Below are 16254 nucleotides of genomic sequence, written 5' to 3'. Positions count from 1 at the left end.
GCGCGCCGGGCCGCCGGGGCTCCGGCGGCCCGGCCGCCGGTCAGCGTGCCGTCTGCTCGTGGACGTACGCCACGAGACGGGTCAGCGCGGCCGGGTCGGTGGTCGGCAGCACGCCGTGGCCCAGGTTGAAGATGTGGCCCTCCAGGCCGGCCGCGGCGTCCAGCACCTCACGGGCCTTGCTCTCCACGGCCTCGCGCGGCGCGAACAGCACCGCCGGGTCGATGTTGCCCTGGAGCGCCTTGCCGGGGCCGACGCGGCGGGCCGCCTCGTCCAGCGGCACGCGCCAGTCGACGCCCACGACGTCCGCGCCCGCCTCCCCCATCAGGCCCAGCAGCTCGCCCGTACCGACGCCGAAGTGGATACGCGGGACGCCGTACCCGGACACCGCCTCGAAAACCTTGGCCGAGGCGGGCATGACGGAGCGGCGGTAGTCGGCGGGGGCCAGCGCGCCCACCCAGGAGTCGAAGAGCTGCACGGCGCTCGCGCCCGCCTCGATCTGCACCTTGAGGAAGGCGGAGGTGATCACGGCCAGGCGGTCCAGCAGGTCGGCCCAGAGCTGCGGGTCGCCGTACATCATCGCCTTGGTGTGCTCGTGGTTGCGCGACGGGCCGCCCTCGACGAGGTAACTGGCGAGGGTGAAGGGCGCGCCGGCGAAGCCGATGAGGGGGGTGCCGCCCAGCTCGCCGACGAGCATCCGCACGGCCTCGGTGACGTACGGGACGTCGTCGGGCTCCAGCGGGCGCAACCGCTCCAGGTCGGCGCGCGTACGGATCGGCCGCTCGACGACCGGGCCGACGCCCGGCTTGATGTCCAGGTCGATGCCGATGGCCTTCAGGGGCACGACGATGTCGCTGAAGTAGATCGCCGCGTCGACGCCGTGCCGGCGGACCGGCTGGAGGGTGATCTCGGTGACCAGCTCGGGCATCATGCAGGATTCGAGCATCGCGGTGCCCTCGCGGACCTTGCGGTACTCGGGCAGCGACCGCCCGGCCTGGCGCATGAACCACACCGGGGTGTGCGGCACCGGCTCCCGTCGGCAGGCCTTGAGGAAGGCCGAGTCGTACGTACCGGTCTGCTGCTGGCCCGTCGGGCGGTCGTTGGCGCTCACGCACCAAATCTTCGCACGCGCGCGAGGGCGCCTCCGAATGGGCGACGCGCGCACCGGGTGTCCTCCCTCACCCGGCGGCTCCTTCCGCCTAACCTTCCGGGCATGGCTGCGGCTCACGAACACCTCACGGACAGCGCGGACAATGTCCCCATCCCCTTCCGTCAGGCGGTCGAGGCGCTCCGCACGGCACGGCTGCGTCCCGAGATCGAGATCGAGCCGACGCCCGCGCCCAAGCGCCTCGCGCCCTACGCGTACGCGCTGGAGGCGGCCGTCGTCGAGCCGGGCACCGGCCCCGAGGGGGAGGACACCGATCTCGCCGACGGGAGACTGGTGCTGCTGCACGACCCGGCCGGACACGACGCCTGGCAGGGCACCTTCCGCGTGGTGACGCTGGCGCGCGCCGAGCTGGAGCCGGAGATGGGCTCCGACCCGCTGCTGCCGGAGGTGTCCTGGTCCTGGCTGACGGGAGCGCTGGACGCGCGCGGCGTGCGGTACGGCGAGCCCAGCGGCACGGTCACCCGAGCCAGTTCGCACTACTTCGGCGGGCTCGCGGACCGGGCCCCGGCGACCCAGATCGAGATGCGCGCCTCATGGACCCCGGAGGAGGGGCAGGGCGGTGTGCCGGATCTCGCGGCCCACCTCTGCGCGTGGGGCGACCTGCTGTGCCAGGTGGCGGGACTGCCGCCGGCCGGCCCGGAGCCGGCACCGCGTGGCGGGGTCGTACCGCTGCCGCAGCGCCGGGGGCCGCAGGCCCGCTGACGCGCCCGGACACGGCGCGTCACCTGACGGGACGGCAGGTTCCGGCCTGCTCCGCGACGCTCGAACGGGTTCACGGCAACCTTCCGCCGCCGGATCACTCCAAAGTCGATCAAGCGGCCGATTTGCCCGAAATGAACCTAACTAAGTTGAGATCAAACTCTAAAGTCGGGCCGGTTTGGTGCCGAAGAGGTCAGTGACCCTTCAAAGACGGAGTATTCCGACTCGCCCCCATATGTCGGCACCCGTCCCGCCACTCCCCCAGGAGGCCCGGTGTCAGTTCTCCTCGAGCAACCTTCGAGCCTGGTCGCCTACCGCCCGAACAAGCCGACGGCCATGGTCGTCGTGGCCGACCCTCGCGTCCGCTCCACCGTCACCCGCCACCTGTGGGCGCTCGGCGTGCGTGACGTGATCGAGGCGTCGTCCATCGCGGAGGCCCGTCCCCGCGTCGGCAGCCCGCGCGACATCTGCGTTGCCGACGTCCACCTGCCCGACGGCTCCGGCCTGACCCTGCTGTCCGAGACCCGGGCCGCGGGGTGGCCCAACGGCCTCGCCCTGTCCGCCGCCGACGACATCGGCGCCGTACGCAACGCCCTGGCCGGCGGCGTCAAGGGATACGTCGTCACCGGCACCCGCACCAACCTCGGCCTCCCGGGCCGCCCCGGCGCCGCACCCATCGGCGCCAACGCCGCCCGGATGCACCGTCGCCCCCCGGGCGCGCCCGGCCACCCGGGCGGCTACCGCGAACTGTCCGGACGCGAGGTCGAGGTGCTGCGGCTGGTTGCGGAGGGCCAGTCCAACAAGGCCATCGGCGTCTCGATGGGCCTGTCGGCACTGACCGTCAAGAGCCACCTCGCCCGCATCGCCCGCAAGCTGGGCACCGGCGACCGGGCCGGAATGGTCGCCGTGGCCCTGCGTACCGGCATCATCCACTGATCACCGCCCCCGAAGACCGCCTCACGCCCGTCGAGGGAACGTTCCCTCGACGGGCGCAGTGCATACACAGATACCCTTGACTGGTGACCGACGCCCAAAAGACCGCAGAAGACTCGACACTGCGAACATCCGGAGACTCCCCTCCGGACACCCGCCCGGCGCCGGTCCCCCTACTGGAACCGCGCGAGGGCACTCCCGCCGTGACGGCGACGGCCGAGGGACTTGCCGAAGTCGTGTCGGCCTTCGCGGCCGGCACGGGCCCGGTGGCGGTGGACGCCGAGCGGGCCTCCGGCTACCGCTACGGCCAGCGGGCCTACCTGGTGCAGCTCCGCCGCGAAGGCGCGGGCAGCGTCCTGATCGACCCGGTCGGCTGCCCCGACCTCTCGGCCCTGGGCGACGCCGTCGCCGGCGTCGAGTGGGTCCTGCACGCCGCCACCCAGGACCTGCCGTGCCTGCGCGACATAGGCATGATCCCGTCCCGCCTCTTCGACACCGAGCTGGCCGGGCGCCTCGCCGGCTTCGCCCGGGTCGGCCTCGGCGCGATGGTGGAGAACGTCCTCGGCTACGCCCTGGAGAAGGGCCACTCCGCGGTGGACTGGTCCACCCGCCCGCTGCCGGAGCCCTGGCTGCGCTACGCCGCGCTCGACGTCGAGCTGCTGGTGGACCTGCGCGACGCCCTGGAGGAGGAGCTGGACCGGCAGGGCAAGCTGGAGTGGGCGCACCAGGAGTTCGCGGCCATCGCCGCCGCTCCCCCGGCGCCGCCCCGCAAGGACCCCTGGCGCCGTACGTCCGGCATGCACAAGGTGCGCCGCCGCCGGCAGATGGCCGTCGTACGGGAACTGTGGACCACGCGGGACCAGGTCGCCCAGCGCCGCGACGTGTCACCGGGCAAGGTGCTCGGTGACGCCGCCATCATCGAGGCGGCCCTGAACCTGCCCCCCAACGCGCACGCGCTCGCCGGCCTCACCGGCTTCGGCCACCGCATGGGCCGCCGCCAGCTCGAACAGTGGCAGGCCGCCGTGGACCGCGCCCGCGCCCTGCCGGACAGCGAACTGCCGCAGCCCGGCCAGCCGCTGAACGGCCCGCCGCCGCCCCGCTCCTGGGCCGACAAGGACCCGGCCGCCGCGGCCCGGCTGTCCGCCGCCCGCGCCGCGGTGACGGCACTGGCCGAGGAACTCAACCTCCCGCAGGAGAACCTGATCACTCCCGACACGGTGCGGCGCCTGTGCTGGGAGCCGCCCGCCGAGCCCACCGAGGAGGCGGTCGCCGCCGTACTGGCCGGCCACGGCGCCCGCTCCTGGCAGACCGAACAGGTCACCCCGATCCTCACCGAGGCCCTGAGCGCCACCGGAGCCTGATCCTCCGGGGGCGGACCGGAGACCCCGGCCCGCCCCCGCCGGCTCAGTCCCGGTCGACGTGCTCGCGCAGGACCTTCCGGTTCATCGCGTCCACGTCGAACGTGGTCTTGTTCCAGTCGTTCCTGGTCACCACGTCCACCGACCAGATCTCCTTCTTCTGGTCATTGGTGTCCAGCTCCACGGCGGTGACCGTGCCGCTCTTCCGGCCGGTCGCCGTGGCCGCCGCCTGCTGTGGCGTGACACTGGCCCGGTTCAGCCGGTCGGCGAGCTCCTTCTCGTCGTCGCCGTCCTCGTCCTTGCGCTGCGGCTTGTCCGCCTTCCCGGACACCGCGTCGACCCGCACGGTGCTCTCCGCCCCGTCCGAGGCCGCCACCTTCGCGTGCCACTCGGGCTTCCCGCCCGCCCCGCGCTTCAACTCCACCGCCACCGGCTTCGACCCCGCCACGGCCCCCGTGGCCGCCTTCAGCGCCTGGTCGTACGAGACCTTGGCCTCGGGAACAAGCGCCTTACGCGAACGCTGGTCCTCGGTCATCTGCCCCGAGGCCCCGGAAGACTCCCCCGCCGACGACGACGGAGCCGCAGACGAGTCCGAGGCCGAAGGCGAGGCCGAAGCACCGCTCCCACCGTCATCATCCCCACACCCGGCCAACAGCCCACCGGCCAGCACCACAGCGCACACAGCCCCGACACTCCGAACACACTTGGTCATACCAGTACTCCTCTCCGTATCCATAGCCGCACCATAAGACCGCAATACGCCGCATTCCCCCCAACCCGCGCATCCGGCCGACACCACCCCGAGTGCCCGCCCCCACGCCCAACACGCGAAACGAACGAATTCCCAGCCACCCCGACGGGAAAGCCGCCCACCGGCCGGGGCTCGGGACCCCGCAGGCAGCCGGGCGCCGGGGTTCACGAACAAATCGCCGCGGTCTCCACGGAGCCGCGGGGGCACCCCCGGCCGGAGGCTGGGGGAGAGTGACCCCTGCAGGGCCCCGAGCCCCCCCACCACCGGACAGAAGGCGCACGACACCCACCCCCACCAGGCGAAGCCACGACACACCCCTGTGACCTTCACCGCTTCGCCCGAAGGGGCTGTGCAGCCTGGTTACCCGCAAGTAGCATGGGCCCCGTGACGCGCCCGAGGGCGCGCCCGCAGCAGTGCCACCCCGCACCTGGAGGAGAGCCAACGTGCCTCGTACCGCTAGGGACGTCGTCTTCGTCGACGGCGTCCGCACCCCGTTCGGCAAGGCGGGCCCGAAGGGCATCTACCACGAGACCCGCGCCGACGACCTGGTCGTCAAGTGCATCCGGGAGCTGCTGCGCCGCAACCCGGACCTCGACCCGGCCCGTATCGACGAGGTCGCCCTCGCCGCCACGACCCAGACCGGCGACCAGGGCCTGACCCTGGGCCGCACCGCCGGCATCCTCGCCGGCCTCCCGCAGTCCGTGCCCGGCTTCTCCATCGACCGGATGTGCGCCGGCGCCATGACCGCCGTGACGAGCATCGCCGGCGGCGTCTCCTTCGGCGCGTACGACATCGCCGTGGCCGGCGGCGTCGAGCACATGGGCCGCCACCCCATGGGCGAGGGCGTCGACCCCAACCCCCGCTTCGTGAGCGAGAAGCTGGTCGACCAGTCCGCCCTCTTCATGGGCATGACGGCGGAGAACCTCCACGACCGCCTCCCCCACCTCACCAAGCAGCGCGCCGACGAGTACGCGGTCCGCAGCCAGGAGAAGGCCGCCAAGGCGTACGCCGACGGCAAGATCCAGGCCGACCTGGTGCCGATCTCGGTGCGCCGCACCAACGCCGAGGCCGGGGAGACCGGCTGGGGCCTGGCCACCGCCGACGAGCCGATGCGACCGGGTACCACCCTGGCGAACCTCGCGGGCCTCAAGACGCCCTTCCGCCCGCACGGCCGCGTGACCGCCGGCAACGCGGCGGGCCTGAACGACGGCGCCACCGCCTCGCTGATCGCCGCCGAGGACGTGGCCCGCGAGCTGGGCCTGCCGGTCAAGATGCGCCTGGTGGACTTCGCCTTCGCGGGCGTGGCGCCCGAGGTCATGGGCATCGGCCCGGTCCCGGCGACCGAGAAGGCGCTGGCCAAGGCCGGTCTGACCATCGACGACATCGGCCTGTTCGAGATCAACGAGGCGTTCGCCGTCCAGGTGCTGTCCCTGCTGGACCACTACGGCATCGCGGACGACGACCCGCGCGTCAACCAGTACGGCGGCGCGATCGCCTTCGGCCACCCCCTGGCCTCCTCCGGCGTACGTCTGATGACGCAGCTCGCGCGGCAGTTCGAGGAGCAGCCGCACGTCCGCTACGGCATCACCACCATGTGCGTCGGCTTCGGCATGGGCGGCACGGTCATCTGGGAGAACCCGCACTTCGAAGGGGCTGGCAAGTGAGCACCACCACTGAGCTGTTGAAGGGCGCGGCCGAGCTGTTCCCGGACGAGGTCGTCACCCAGGCGCACGTACGGCACCTGGAGCTGCCTGGCGCCGGCACCTTCGCGCTGATCACGCTGGACAACGGCCTGGACCACACCAAGCCCACCACCTTCGGCCCGCAGTCGCTGGCGAACCTGGACACCGCGATCGACCAGGTCGAGGCGGAGGCCAAGGACGGGAAGATCACCGGCGTCGGCATCACCGGCAAGCCGTTCATCTTCGCGGTCGGCGCCGACCTCAAGGGCGTCGAGCTGCTCAAGCGGCACGAGGACGCGCTGGCCATCGGCAAGGGCGGCCACGACGTCTTCAAGCGGCTGTCCGGCCTGGCCGTGCCGACGTTCGCGTACTACAACGGCGCCGCGATGGGCGGCGGCGTCGAGGTCGGCCTGCACTGCACGTACCGCACCGTCTCCAAGGCGCTGCCCGCCTTCTCGCTGCCCGAGGTCTTCCTCGGCCTGGTGCCCGGCTGGGGCGGCTGTGTGCTGCTGCCGAACCTGATCGGCGCCGACCGCGCGGTCTCGGTGATCATCGAGAACTCGCTCAACCAGAACAAGCAGCTCAAGGGCGAGCAGGTCTTCGACCTGGGCATCGCGGACGCGATCTTCGAGGGCGCGGACTTCCTGGAGCAGTCGCTGCTGTGGACCGCCTCGGTCCTCAAGGGCGACACCGAGGTCGTACGGGCCGACGTCGACCGCGGCGAGGCCTGGGACCAGGCCGTCCAGCGCGGCAAGGCCATCGCGGACGGCAAGGTGCACGGCGCCGCCCCGGCCGCGTACCGCGCGCTGGACATCATCGCCGCCGCCAAGAACGGCGACCTGCGCCAGGGCTTCGACGCCGAGGACCAGGCCCTCGCGGACCTGATCATGGGCGGCGAGCTGCGCAGCGGCATCTACTCCTTCAACCTGGTGCAGAAGCGCGCCAAGCGCCCCGCCGGCGCCCCGGACAAGTCGCTGGCGCGCCCGGTCACCAAGGTGGGCGTGGTCGGCGCGGGCCTGATGGCCTCGCAGCTCGCGCTGCTGTTCGCGCGCCGTCTGGAGGTGCCGGTCGTACTGACCGACATCGACCAGGCCCGTATCGACAAGGGCGTGGAGTACGTCCACGGAGAGATCGACAAGCTGCTCCTGAAGGGCCGCGTCAACCAGGACAAGGCCAACCGCCTCAAGGGTCTGGTCAGCGGCCACCTCGACAAGGCCGCCGCCTTCGGCGACGCGGACTTCGTCATCGAGGCCGTCTTCGAGGAGATGGGCGTCAAGCAGCAGGTGTTCGCCGAGGTCGAGGCGGTCGTGCCGGAGCACGCCATCCTCGCCACCAACACCTCGTCCCTCTCGGTCACCGAGATGGCGTCCAAGCTCAAGCACCCCGAGCGGGTCGTGGGCTTCCACTTCTTCAACCCGGTCGCGATCCTGCCGCTGCTGGAGATCGTGCGCGCGGAGCGGACCGACGACGCGTCGCTGGCCACCGCCTTCTCCGTCGCCAAGTCGCTGAAGAAGACGGCCGTGCTGGTCAAGGACGCCCCGGCGTTCGTGGTCAACCGCATCCTGACCCGCTTCCTGGGCGAGATCCAGAACGTCATCGACGAGGGCACGCCGGTCGCGACCGCCGAGAAGGCCGTCGAGCCGCTCGGCCTGCCGATGTCGCCGCTGGTGCTGCTGGAGCTGGTCGGCCCGGCGATCGGTCTGCACGTCTCCGAGACGCTGCACGGCGCGTTCCCGGAGCGCTTCACCGTCTCGCCGAACCTGGCCGCCGTGGTCAAGGCCGGCAAGCGCGGCTTCTACGTGTACGACTCTGGCAAGCCGGAGCTGGACCCGGAGGTCGCCGCCCTCCTCAAGCAGGGCGACTCCGTCCTGACCGAGGAGCAGGTCCGTGACCGCGTCCTGGACGCCGTCGCGCAGGAGATCGGCCTGATGCTGGACGAGGGCGTGGTCGCCGAGGCGCAGGACATCGACCTGTGTCTGATCACCGGTGCCGGCTGGCCCTTCCACCTGGGCGGCATCACGCCGTACCTGGACCGTGAGGGCGTCTCCGAGCGCGTCAACGGCAAGAAGTTCCTGGCCCCGGGCGTGGCGAGCGTGCCTGCCTGAGGCCCGGCCGACGCCGCACCGCCGCTCGCCCCGGCACCGCTGTTCCCAGTGGTGCCGGGGCGAGCGCGTTCTCCCTGAGACCGGGCACTCTCAGTGATGCCAGGGCAGTTGTACGGGTTCGGCCGGCGTCCGGCCGGCGCGCACGGCCGCGAGCAGCGGCGGCAGCCCGTACGGGAAGACGGTCTCGGCCGTCGTCGCCAACTCGGCCACCGGCCACCAGCGGTGGCCCGTGATGGAAGCTCTCTCGTGTGCCAGGAACCCGCTGGTGTCGACCGGGTACGGGGCGACGCGGTGCAGGAAGAACACGTCCTCGAACACGCCGCTCGCCCAGGGCAGCTCCGCGTACCCGGTGGTACGGGCGACCAGCGGCCCCAGCGCGTCGGGCGCCACCCGCAGCCCGGTCTCCTCCGCCAGCTCCCGGGCCGCCGCCGCACGCGGGGGCTCCCCGTCGTGCACGCTGCCGCCGGGGGTGAACCAGCAGCGCCCGGCGTCCGGGCGGGCGGGGTCCAGGTAGCCGTGGAAGAGCAGCAGGCTGTCGTCCGTGCCGAGCACCAGGACGCGCGCGGAACGGCGTACCGGGCCGGAAACGTTCTCGTCGGAAGCTGTCACGGTGTCAGGCATCCCGGCAGCCTACGGCCGCGCCCACGGCGTACGACAGCGGGTTTTCCGCGGATCGCGCGGCGCGGACCCGGGCGGGTGACCGGCGTCCGGCCGGTCACCCGGCCGGGTCCGGCCCGGTCCCGGCCGTCCCCGCGGACCGGTCCGTGCGGCCGTTCGTACGTCCATTCGCGCGGCCGTTCATCCGGCTGTGCCCGCGCCCGTACGCGAAGTAGAAGACGAAGCCGATGAGCATCCAGACGCCGAACCGCAGCCAGGTCTCCGCGGGCAGGTTGAGCATCAGCCACAGCGAGGCGAGCACCGACAGGGCCGGGACGAACGGCACCAGCGGCGTGCGGAAGGACCGGGGCAGGTCGGGGCGGGAGCGGCGCAGGATGACGACACCGAGCGCGACCACGACGAACGCGAACAGGGTGCCGATGTTGACCAGTTCGGCGAGTTCGTCGATCGAGGTGAAGCCGGCGACGACGGCGACCACCGCGCCGAGGGCGACGGTCGAGCGGTACGGGGTGCCGAAGCGCGGGTGCACCTGCGAGAAGACCTTCGGCAGCAGGCCGTCGCGGCTCATCGCGAAGAAGACCCGGCTCTGGCCGAGCAGCAGGATCATGCAGACCGAGGTGAGGCCGACGGCCGCGCCGAAGCTGATCAGCCCGGCCCAGAACGGGTGCCCGACGGCCTTGAACGCGTCGGCGAGCGGCGCGTCCGTGGACAGTTCGCTGTACTTCTGCATCCCGGTGACGACGATCGACACGGCGACGTACAGCACCGTGCAGATGGCGAGCGACCCGAGGATGCCGCGCGGTACGTCGCGCTGCGGCAGACGGGTCTCCTCGGCCGCGGTGGCGACGATGTCGAAGCCGATGAAGGCGAAGAAGACGACCGCGGCGGCCGCGAAGACGCCCATCACGCCGAAGTCGGCCGGGGTGAAGCCGAAGACGAGCTGGGACAGCGGCGCCGCGAGGCCGTCGCTGCCCTCGGTGGCCCGGCTCGGCGGGATGAACGGCTCGTAGTTGGCGCCGGTGATGAAGAAGGCGCCCGCGACGATGACGAGCAGCACGACGGTGACCTTGATGCCGACGACCACCGAGGTCACCCGGGACGACAGCTTCATGCCGACGACGAGGATCGCCGTCAGGAGCAGGACCAGGACGCACGCGAGCAGGTCGAAGCCGAAGGCGCCCTCGTGCGTGCCGGACAGCCCGGCCGGCAGGTGGACCCCGGCGGTGTCCAGCAGCGAGCGGACGTAGCCGGACCAGCCGACGGCGACCACCGCGCAGCCCAGCGCCAGCTCCAGCACGAGGTCCCAGCCGATGATCCAGGCGGGCAGCTCGCCGAGGGAGGCGTACGAGAAGGTGTACGCGGAGCCGGCCACCGGCACGGTCGAGGCGAACTCCGCGTAGCAGAGCGCGGCCAGCGCGCAGACCAGGCCGGCGGCGACGAAGGAGAGGGCGACGGCCGGGCCCGCCGTCTCCTTGGCGATCTTGCCGGTGAGGACGAAGATGCCGGTCCCGATGACCACGCCGACGCCGAAGACCGTGAGGTCGAGGGCGGAGAGGGACTTCTTGAGCGCGTGTTCCGGCTCCTCGGTGTCGCGGATCGACTCCTCGACCGACTTGGTCCGGAACAGGCCGCCGCCGCGTCCCCGGGCGGGGTCCGCGCCGCTGCCGCGCTCCGGTCCGTTACCCGTGCCCCGATCTGTGCTGCTCATGGGCCAACCTCCGCCTGGACGACCGTCGCGACTCGTGAACTGACCGAGTCTGCGCAATGGTCGGGACGAGTACGGTGCGGCGGGCCTGCACGCGGCGGGAATTCACCCGATGGTACGGACGGGTGGATATGCCGACGGGCCGGTGGTTGCACCCGTTCGGGTGGCCCACCGGCCCATCGTATGACCGTTCAGCGATGTTTGTGCAGGGTTGCGCGTCGGGTTTGTGCCCTCTTGAGCGGCGGGTGCACGTCCGGTGGACGGGCGGTACGGCCGGTCACCTCTTCGGACCCGTCCACCGGACGCGCGCACCTCTCCCCCAGGGGGAACCGGCCGCGCCGGTTCCCCCTGCCGTCACCGTCAGTCGCGGGCGGCCTCGGCCCGCTCGGTGTCGTCCGCCGCACTCACGGACTCAGCGGCGTCCACGGAGCGGTCGGCGCCCTCGTACCGGCCGTCGATCTTGGAGACGAGCCCGGTCACCTGCCGGGCGATGTCCGGCGCGGTGAGCCCGATCTCGGCCAGGATCTCCTTGCGGGAGGCGTGGTCGAGGAACCGCTCCGGGATACCGAAGTCCCGCAGCGGCACGTCCACGCCCGCGTCCCGCAGCGCCTGCGCCACGGCGGACCCGACACCGCCCGAGCGGCTGTTGTCCTCGACGGTGACCACGACGCGGTGGCCGTCGGCCAGGCCCGGCAGCGCCGGGTCGACCGGCTTGACCCAGCGCGGGTCCACGACCGTCGTCGAGATGCCCTGCTTGTCGAGGAGACCGGCGATCTCCAGGCACATCGGCGCCAGCGCGCCCACCGACACCAGCAGTACGTCCGGCCGCTCGACGCCCGCACCGGGCTCGCGCAGCACGTCCATGCCGCCGACCCGGCCCACGGCCTCGACCGCCGGGCCGACCTTGCCCTTCGAGTAGCGCACCACCGTCGGCGCGTCGTCGACCTCCACGGCCTCGCGCAGTTGGGCGCGCACCTGGTCGGCGTCGCGCGGCGCGGCGATCCGCAGGCCGGGCACGACCTGGAGGAGCGACATGTCCCACATGCCGTTGTGCGAGGCGCCGTCGTCACCCGTGACGCCGGCGCGGTCCAGGACGAAGGTGACGCCGCACTTGTGCAGCGCCACGTCCATCAGGACCTGGTCGAAGGCGCGGTTGAGGAACGTCGCGTACACCGCGAAGACCGGGTGCAGGCCGCCGGTGGCCAGGCCGGCCGCCGAGACCGCCGCATGCTGCTCGGCGATGCCCACGTCGTAGACCCGGTCCGGGAACGCCTTCGCGAACTTCTGCAGGCCCACCGGCTGGAGCATCGCGGCCGTGATCGCCACGATGTCCTCGCGCTCCCGGCCCAGCTCGACCATCTCGTCACCGAAGACGGAGGTCCAGCTCGCGCCGCCGGAGGCCACCGGCAGGCCGGTGTCCGGGTGGATGACGCCGATGCCGTGGAAGCGGTCCGCCTCGTCCTGCTCGGCGGGCTTGTAGCCGCGGCCCTTCTCGGTCAGGCAGTGCACGATGACCGGGCCGCCGAAGCGCTTCGCGCGCTGCAGCGCGGATTCCAGCGCCTCGATGTCGTGCCCGTCGATCGGCCCGACGTACTTCAGCCCCAGGTCCTCGAACATGCCCTGCGGCGCGATGAAGTCCTTCAGCCCCTTCTTCGCGCCGTGCAGCGTCTCGTACAGCGGCTTGCCGACGACCGGGGTGCGCTCCAGGAGGTCCTTGCCGCGCGCCAGGAAGCGCTCGTAGCCGTCCGTCGTGCGCAGGGTGGCCAGGTGGTTCGCCAGTCCGCCGATGGTCGGCGCGTACGACCGCTCGTTGTCGTTGACGACGATCACCAGCGGGCGGTCCTGGGCGTCGGCGATGTTGTTCAGCGCCTCCCAGGCCATGCCGCCGGTCAGCGCGCCGTCACCGATGACCGCGACGACATGATCGTTTTTGCGCAGCACCTGATTGGCCTTGGCCAGGCCGTCGGCCCAGCCCAGGACGGTGGAGGCGTGGCTGTTCTCGATCACGTCGTGCGGCGACTCGGCACGCGAGGGGTAGCCGGACAGGCCGCCCTTGCTCCGCAGCTTGGAGAAGTCCTGCCGGCCGGTGAGCAGCTTGTGGACGTAGGACTGGTGCCCGGTGTCGAAGAGGACCCGGTCTCTGGGCGAGTCGAAGACCCGGTGCAGGGCGATGGTCAGCTCGACCACGCCGAGGTTGGGGCCGAGGTGTCCGCCGGTCTTGGAGACGGCGTCGACGAGGAAGGTACGGATCTCCCCCGCAAGCTGCTCCAGCTTCTCCGGTCCTAGTCGGTCCAGATCGCGCGGTCCCTTGATGCGGGTCAGCAGCGCCACCCGTGCCTCCTTGCTGTCGAGCTGGTTCGAGCGATTCGTGCTGCTTCGTGCAGATTCGCCTGGTTGTAGCTGGCTCTGGCCGGTCGAGCTTGCCGGTCTGCCGAGTCTAATGTTCCGCCTGCGGCGGCGGAGAACGGGCTGTGCGATGTATGTCACGCGGATGGCCGCCATCGCGGTTCTCCTGCTACCGGAGCCGCGACCGCCGGCCGGAAACCCGCCCCCGGGCCCGGCCGGCCCGGGCCTCGACACCCTCGCTCGCGGGACGGCCGCTCCGGTACCCCTTCAGGACATGACGGTCACGCCGCGCGCCCCCGGGCGCCACCGGCGCCACGTTCGACAGGAAGATCACACGGCAATTATCGGCAAAGTTCCGTTTTGCAAATTTGACAGGGGATTCGATGGGGTAGAGGTAGCGCTACCCCATCCGTATCAGTTAGTCTGCCGACAGTGATCGGTAAACGGGGGGTTCCGGACGGGGCGACGGAACACACACTTCTATGCGTAAGTCAATGCATTCATGCGGTGACCTCCCCAGGGCAGCCCCATGGGTACTTGCGTTGCCGGGCGATCCGACATGCCCCGGCGAGCAGGTGCAGGAGGCAGAGATCGATTCCTATGAAATCCAGTAGACGTTCCTCCCATGTCTCCTCTCAGCGCATCCACTGCACACTCAATGACCTGTTACGCCTGCGAGTGAGCACCACTGTCGCGCCGCATGTCGAAACGTTTTTTGCGTTGCGGTCGCTGACCGGTCCCGGAGTTCCGGGCGTGGCGGAATGGCAACTGAAGGTCCATCCGAAGCTGGGCAGAAACCTGCCGCTGCTCAAAAAGCTGGCGCGGCTGTTTCCGGCACCCAGCATGCTGTTGCGGCTGTTGCAGGGCAAGGCTCAGGAGGCCCGGATCGCGCTCGTGCGCATCGGGGAGACGGCGGAGCGGCTGGCGGAAGCCGTCCATGAATTCTGGCGGGTCGCCGTGGCGCCGTACTGGTCACGCATCCGCGCCCACATCCAGGCCGAACAGGCGGCGCTGGAGCGGATGCTGGCCGTCGGAGGCGTCGAGCACCTGCTCTCCAGCGTGCAGGGGGGCGGCCACTGGTCGACGCCGGTGCTGGAGCTGCCGCACGAACGGGACGAGGACATCCGGCTGGACGGCCGGGGGCTGCTGCTGGCCCCCTCGCTGTTCCTGCCGCCGCGGCAGGGGCACCTGCTGGACACGGGCGAGCCCCAGGGACAGCCGCCACTGCTGCTCTCGACCGGGCCGGTGTCCGATCCCGAGACGTTCTGGTCGGATCCCGATGAAGAGGGACACACCCTCGCGGCGCTGGTCGGGGCCACCCGCGCCAGCGTGCTGGAGGCCCTGGTCGTCAGCCGTACCACGGGGGAACTGGCCCGCTGGCTGGGCATCTCGGGCCCGGGGGCCAGTCAGCACACGGCGGTACTGCGCGGCGCCGGACTGATCGTCACCCACCGCGACCGCAACACCGCGCGACACGAACTCACCCCGCTGGGGCGGGCGCTCCTGCGCGACCAGGGGGTGCCCGGCGCGGACGACGCGGCCGCCGACTGGCTGCGCGGTCCGCTGCCCGAGCCGGCGCTCTGCCGGTGACACCCGGCCATGACCGGCCGGCGGCACGGTGTGCCGCCGGCGGTCCCGCACCTGCGGCCGGTCAGGCGGGAATGATTTTCGAGCGGCTCTCACTGTTCGCGTAGAGGCGGCGGATGTCCCGGCTGAGGTTGAGGCGCTTCAGCCAGCGGTCCTTGCCGTCATAGCGGGCAGCGAAAGGCTCCCGCCCGTGCACCACCTGGTAATTGTCGATGAATACCGCGTCACCGGGTTCGAGAGCGACCCGGCCCGCAGCGTTGCCCAGAATTTCCTGAGTGGCGATGATGGCCTCGTCGGCCGCCGCGTCCTCACCGGACATGAAGTCGATGTCGAACCGCAGATAGGGCGTGCGCTCGGGGCCGAAGAGCACCGGCCCGACCATTCCGTCGGACCGGGTGCGGGAAACGTCCCCCGCATTTCCGGAGAGCGAAATCCCGGTGTGGGAGTCGTCCGGGTAAAAACGGAACCGGGATTCCTTCAGTATGGCGCGCAAGGAATCCGGGAAATCCAGGGAACCGACCCGGGTCACGGTCGTCCCCACCGCATCAGGATTGCGCAAGCAAAGCAACGAGACGTAGTCCGCCCGGCACGGGTGGAAGACGTCCTCGGTGTGCAACGACAGCGTCTTGGCGCTGCTGGCGCTGGTCAGCGAGGACTCCATGCCGGGAGCCGGGCAGACGTCGTGGACGATGCGCCCGTCCTGCTGGCTCTCCCAGCCGAAGGGGTCGCCCAGCGCGGTGCCGCACAGCAGCAGCGCCACTTCCTCACGGTGGCCCGCGCCGGACTTCGCGGCGAGGTCCCACCCGCTGGGTGTGGGGGGAAGGTCGGGGTGGATCGGGAGGCCGGACACGACGGTGACGTCCGACTCCGAGGCGCGCGCCTGTGCCAGGAACGCGCGCAGGCGCCGGGGCAGCGACGGCGCCGCCTCGGCGGCGCGGTCCATGGCCGCCATCGGGTCCCAGTTCTCGTCGGCGGCCACGATGCCGTCGATGAGGGCGTCGATGTTCGCCCGCTCCTCGGCGGTCAACACCAGCTTGTGCACTTCACTTCTCCAGTCCTGCGAATGGCCCGAAAGCGGCGGGTCAGGCCGCCGGGTGCCGCACCAGGCTCTTGGGCCGCATGTCGGTCCAGTGGGCATTGATGTACGCGACGCACGCCGCACGGCTGTCCTTGCCGTGGACGGCGTTCCAGCCCGGGGGGACCTCGATGAAGTCCGGCCACAAGGAGTGCTGGCCCTCGTCGTTGACCAGCACCAGGTAACTGCCGTCCGCGTCTTCGAACGGGTTGGACATGGTGGTTCCTTCC

At 71.4% G+C, this 16254-nt stretch carries 13 protein-coding genes; 6 read left to right on the top strand and 7 right to left on the bottom strand.

Annotated elements, in window-relative coordinates; translation table 11 throughout:
* Positions 1 to 40: 40 nt before the first annotated feature.
* Positions 41 to 1108 (bottom strand): uroporphyrinogen decarboxylase, encoded by a 1068-nt coding sequence (hemE, locus tag ACH4EB_RS04725; protein ID WP_398345866.1) that lies wholly within the window; start codon positions 1106 to 1108, stop codon positions 41 to 43.
* A gap of 102 nt (positions 1109 to 1210) precedes the next feature.
* Between hemE and ACH4EB_RS04720 the strand changes: the two genes are divergently transcribed.
* From ACH4EB_RS04720 to ACH4EB_RS04710, 3 genes are all read left to right on the top strand, one after another.
* A complete protein-coding gene (locus tag ACH4EB_RS04720; RefSeq protein ID WP_398345865.1) occupies positions 1211 to 1867 on the top strand; it encodes a DUF3000 domain-containing protein in 657 nt (218 codons plus the stop codon).
* A 270-nt stretch (positions 1868 to 2137) separates the two neighbouring features.
* The gene (locus tag ACH4EB_RS04715) at positions 2138 to 2800 is read left to right on the top strand and encodes a response regulator transcription factor (protein ID WP_003985651.1); all 663 of its coding nucleotides are present in this window, start codon (positions 2138 to 2140) and stop codon (positions 2798 to 2800) included.
* A gap of 83 nt (positions 2801 to 2883) precedes the next feature.
* Positions 2884 to 4158: an HRDC domain-containing protein gene (locus tag ACH4EB_RS04710; RefSeq protein WP_398345864.1), complete on the top strand. Its 1275-nt coding sequence runs from the start codon at positions 2884 to 2886 to the stop codon at positions 4156 to 4158.
* A gap of 43 nt (positions 4159 to 4201) precedes the next feature.
* Here the strand turns inward: ACH4EB_RS04710 and ACH4EB_RS04705 are convergent, their stop codons facing one another.
* A complete protein-coding gene (locus ACH4EB_RS04705; RefSeq protein ID WP_398345863.1) occupies positions 4202 to 4690 on the bottom strand; it encodes a PepSY domain-containing protein in 489 nt (162 codons plus the stop codon).
* Between the two features lie 659 nt (positions 4691 to 5349).
* Here ACH4EB_RS04705 and ACH4EB_RS04700 point away from each other — a divergent pair.
* The gene (locus tag ACH4EB_RS04700) at positions 5350 to 6570 is read left to right on the top strand and encodes a thiolase family protein (RefSeq protein WP_398345862.1); all 1221 of its coding nucleotides are present in this window, start codon (positions 5350 to 5352) and stop codon (positions 6568 to 6570) included.
* Positions 6567 to 8693 (top strand): 3-hydroxyacyl-CoA dehydrogenase NAD-binding domain-containing protein, encoded by a 2127-nt coding sequence (locus ACH4EB_RS04695; RefSeq protein ID WP_398345861.1) that lies wholly within the window; start codon positions 6567 to 6569, stop codon positions 8691 to 8693. Before ACH4EB_RS04700 ends, ACH4EB_RS04695 begins: the two co-directional genes overlap by 4 nt.
* A 90-nt stretch (positions 8694 to 8783) precedes the next feature.
* Here the strand turns inward: ACH4EB_RS04695 and ACH4EB_RS04690 are convergent, their stop codons facing one another.
* From ACH4EB_RS04690 to dxs, 3 genes are all read right to left on the bottom strand, one after another.
* Positions 8784 to 9314: an NUDIX hydrolase gene (locus ACH4EB_RS04690; RefSeq protein WP_398345860.1), complete on the bottom strand. Its 531-nt coding sequence runs from the start codon at positions 9312 to 9314 to the stop codon at positions 8784 to 8786.
* A 94-nt stretch (positions 9315 to 9408) separates the two neighbouring features.
* The gene (locus ACH4EB_RS04685; RefSeq protein WP_398345859.1) at positions 9409 to 11019 is read right to left on the bottom strand and encodes an amino acid permease; all 1611 of its coding nucleotides are present in this window, start codon (positions 11017 to 11019) and stop codon (positions 9409 to 9411) included.
* A gap of 357 nt (positions 11020 to 11376) precedes the next feature.
* The gene (dxs, locus tag ACH4EB_RS04680; RefSeq protein ID WP_398345858.1) at positions 11377 to 13347 is read right to left on the bottom strand and encodes a 1-deoxy-D-xylulose-5-phosphate synthase; all 1971 of its coding nucleotides are present in this window, start codon (positions 13345 to 13347) and stop codon (positions 11377 to 11379) included.
* A gap of 768 nt (positions 13348 to 14115) precedes the next feature.
* Here dxs and ACH4EB_RS04675 point away from each other — a divergent pair.
* Positions 14116 to 14952 carry an ArsR/SmtB family transcription factor gene (locus ACH4EB_RS04675; protein ID WP_398345857.1) on the top strand — a complete coding sequence of 279 codons (837 nt, stop codon included), beginning with the start codon at positions 14116 to 14118 and terminating at the stop codon, positions 14950 to 14952.
* Between the two features lie 61 nt (positions 14953 to 15013).
* On the opposite strand, the gene ACH4EB_RS04670 is transcribed toward ACH4EB_RS04675, so the two are convergent.
* Positions 15014 to 15991: a TauD/TfdA family dioxygenase gene (locus ACH4EB_RS04670; protein ID WP_398345856.1), complete on the bottom strand. Its 978-nt coding sequence runs from the start codon at positions 15989 to 15991 to the stop codon at positions 15014 to 15016.
* 40 nt (positions 15992 to 16031) lie between these two features.
* Entirely contained in the window at positions 16032 to 16241 is a 210-nt protein-coding gene (locus ACH4EB_RS04665) for an MbtH family protein (protein WP_398345855.1), read from the bottom strand.
* Positions 16242 to 16254: the final 13 nt, after the last annotated feature.

Origin of the sequence: Streptomyces sp. NPDC018045, from assembly GCF_044327445.1 — a bacterium.
Taxonomy (GTDB): Bacteria; Actinomycetota; Actinomycetes; order Streptomycetales; family Streptomycetaceae; genus Streptomyces.
Note: the sequence above shows the minus strand (reverse complement) of the source record. Positions and strands in the feature narration are given on the sequence as shown.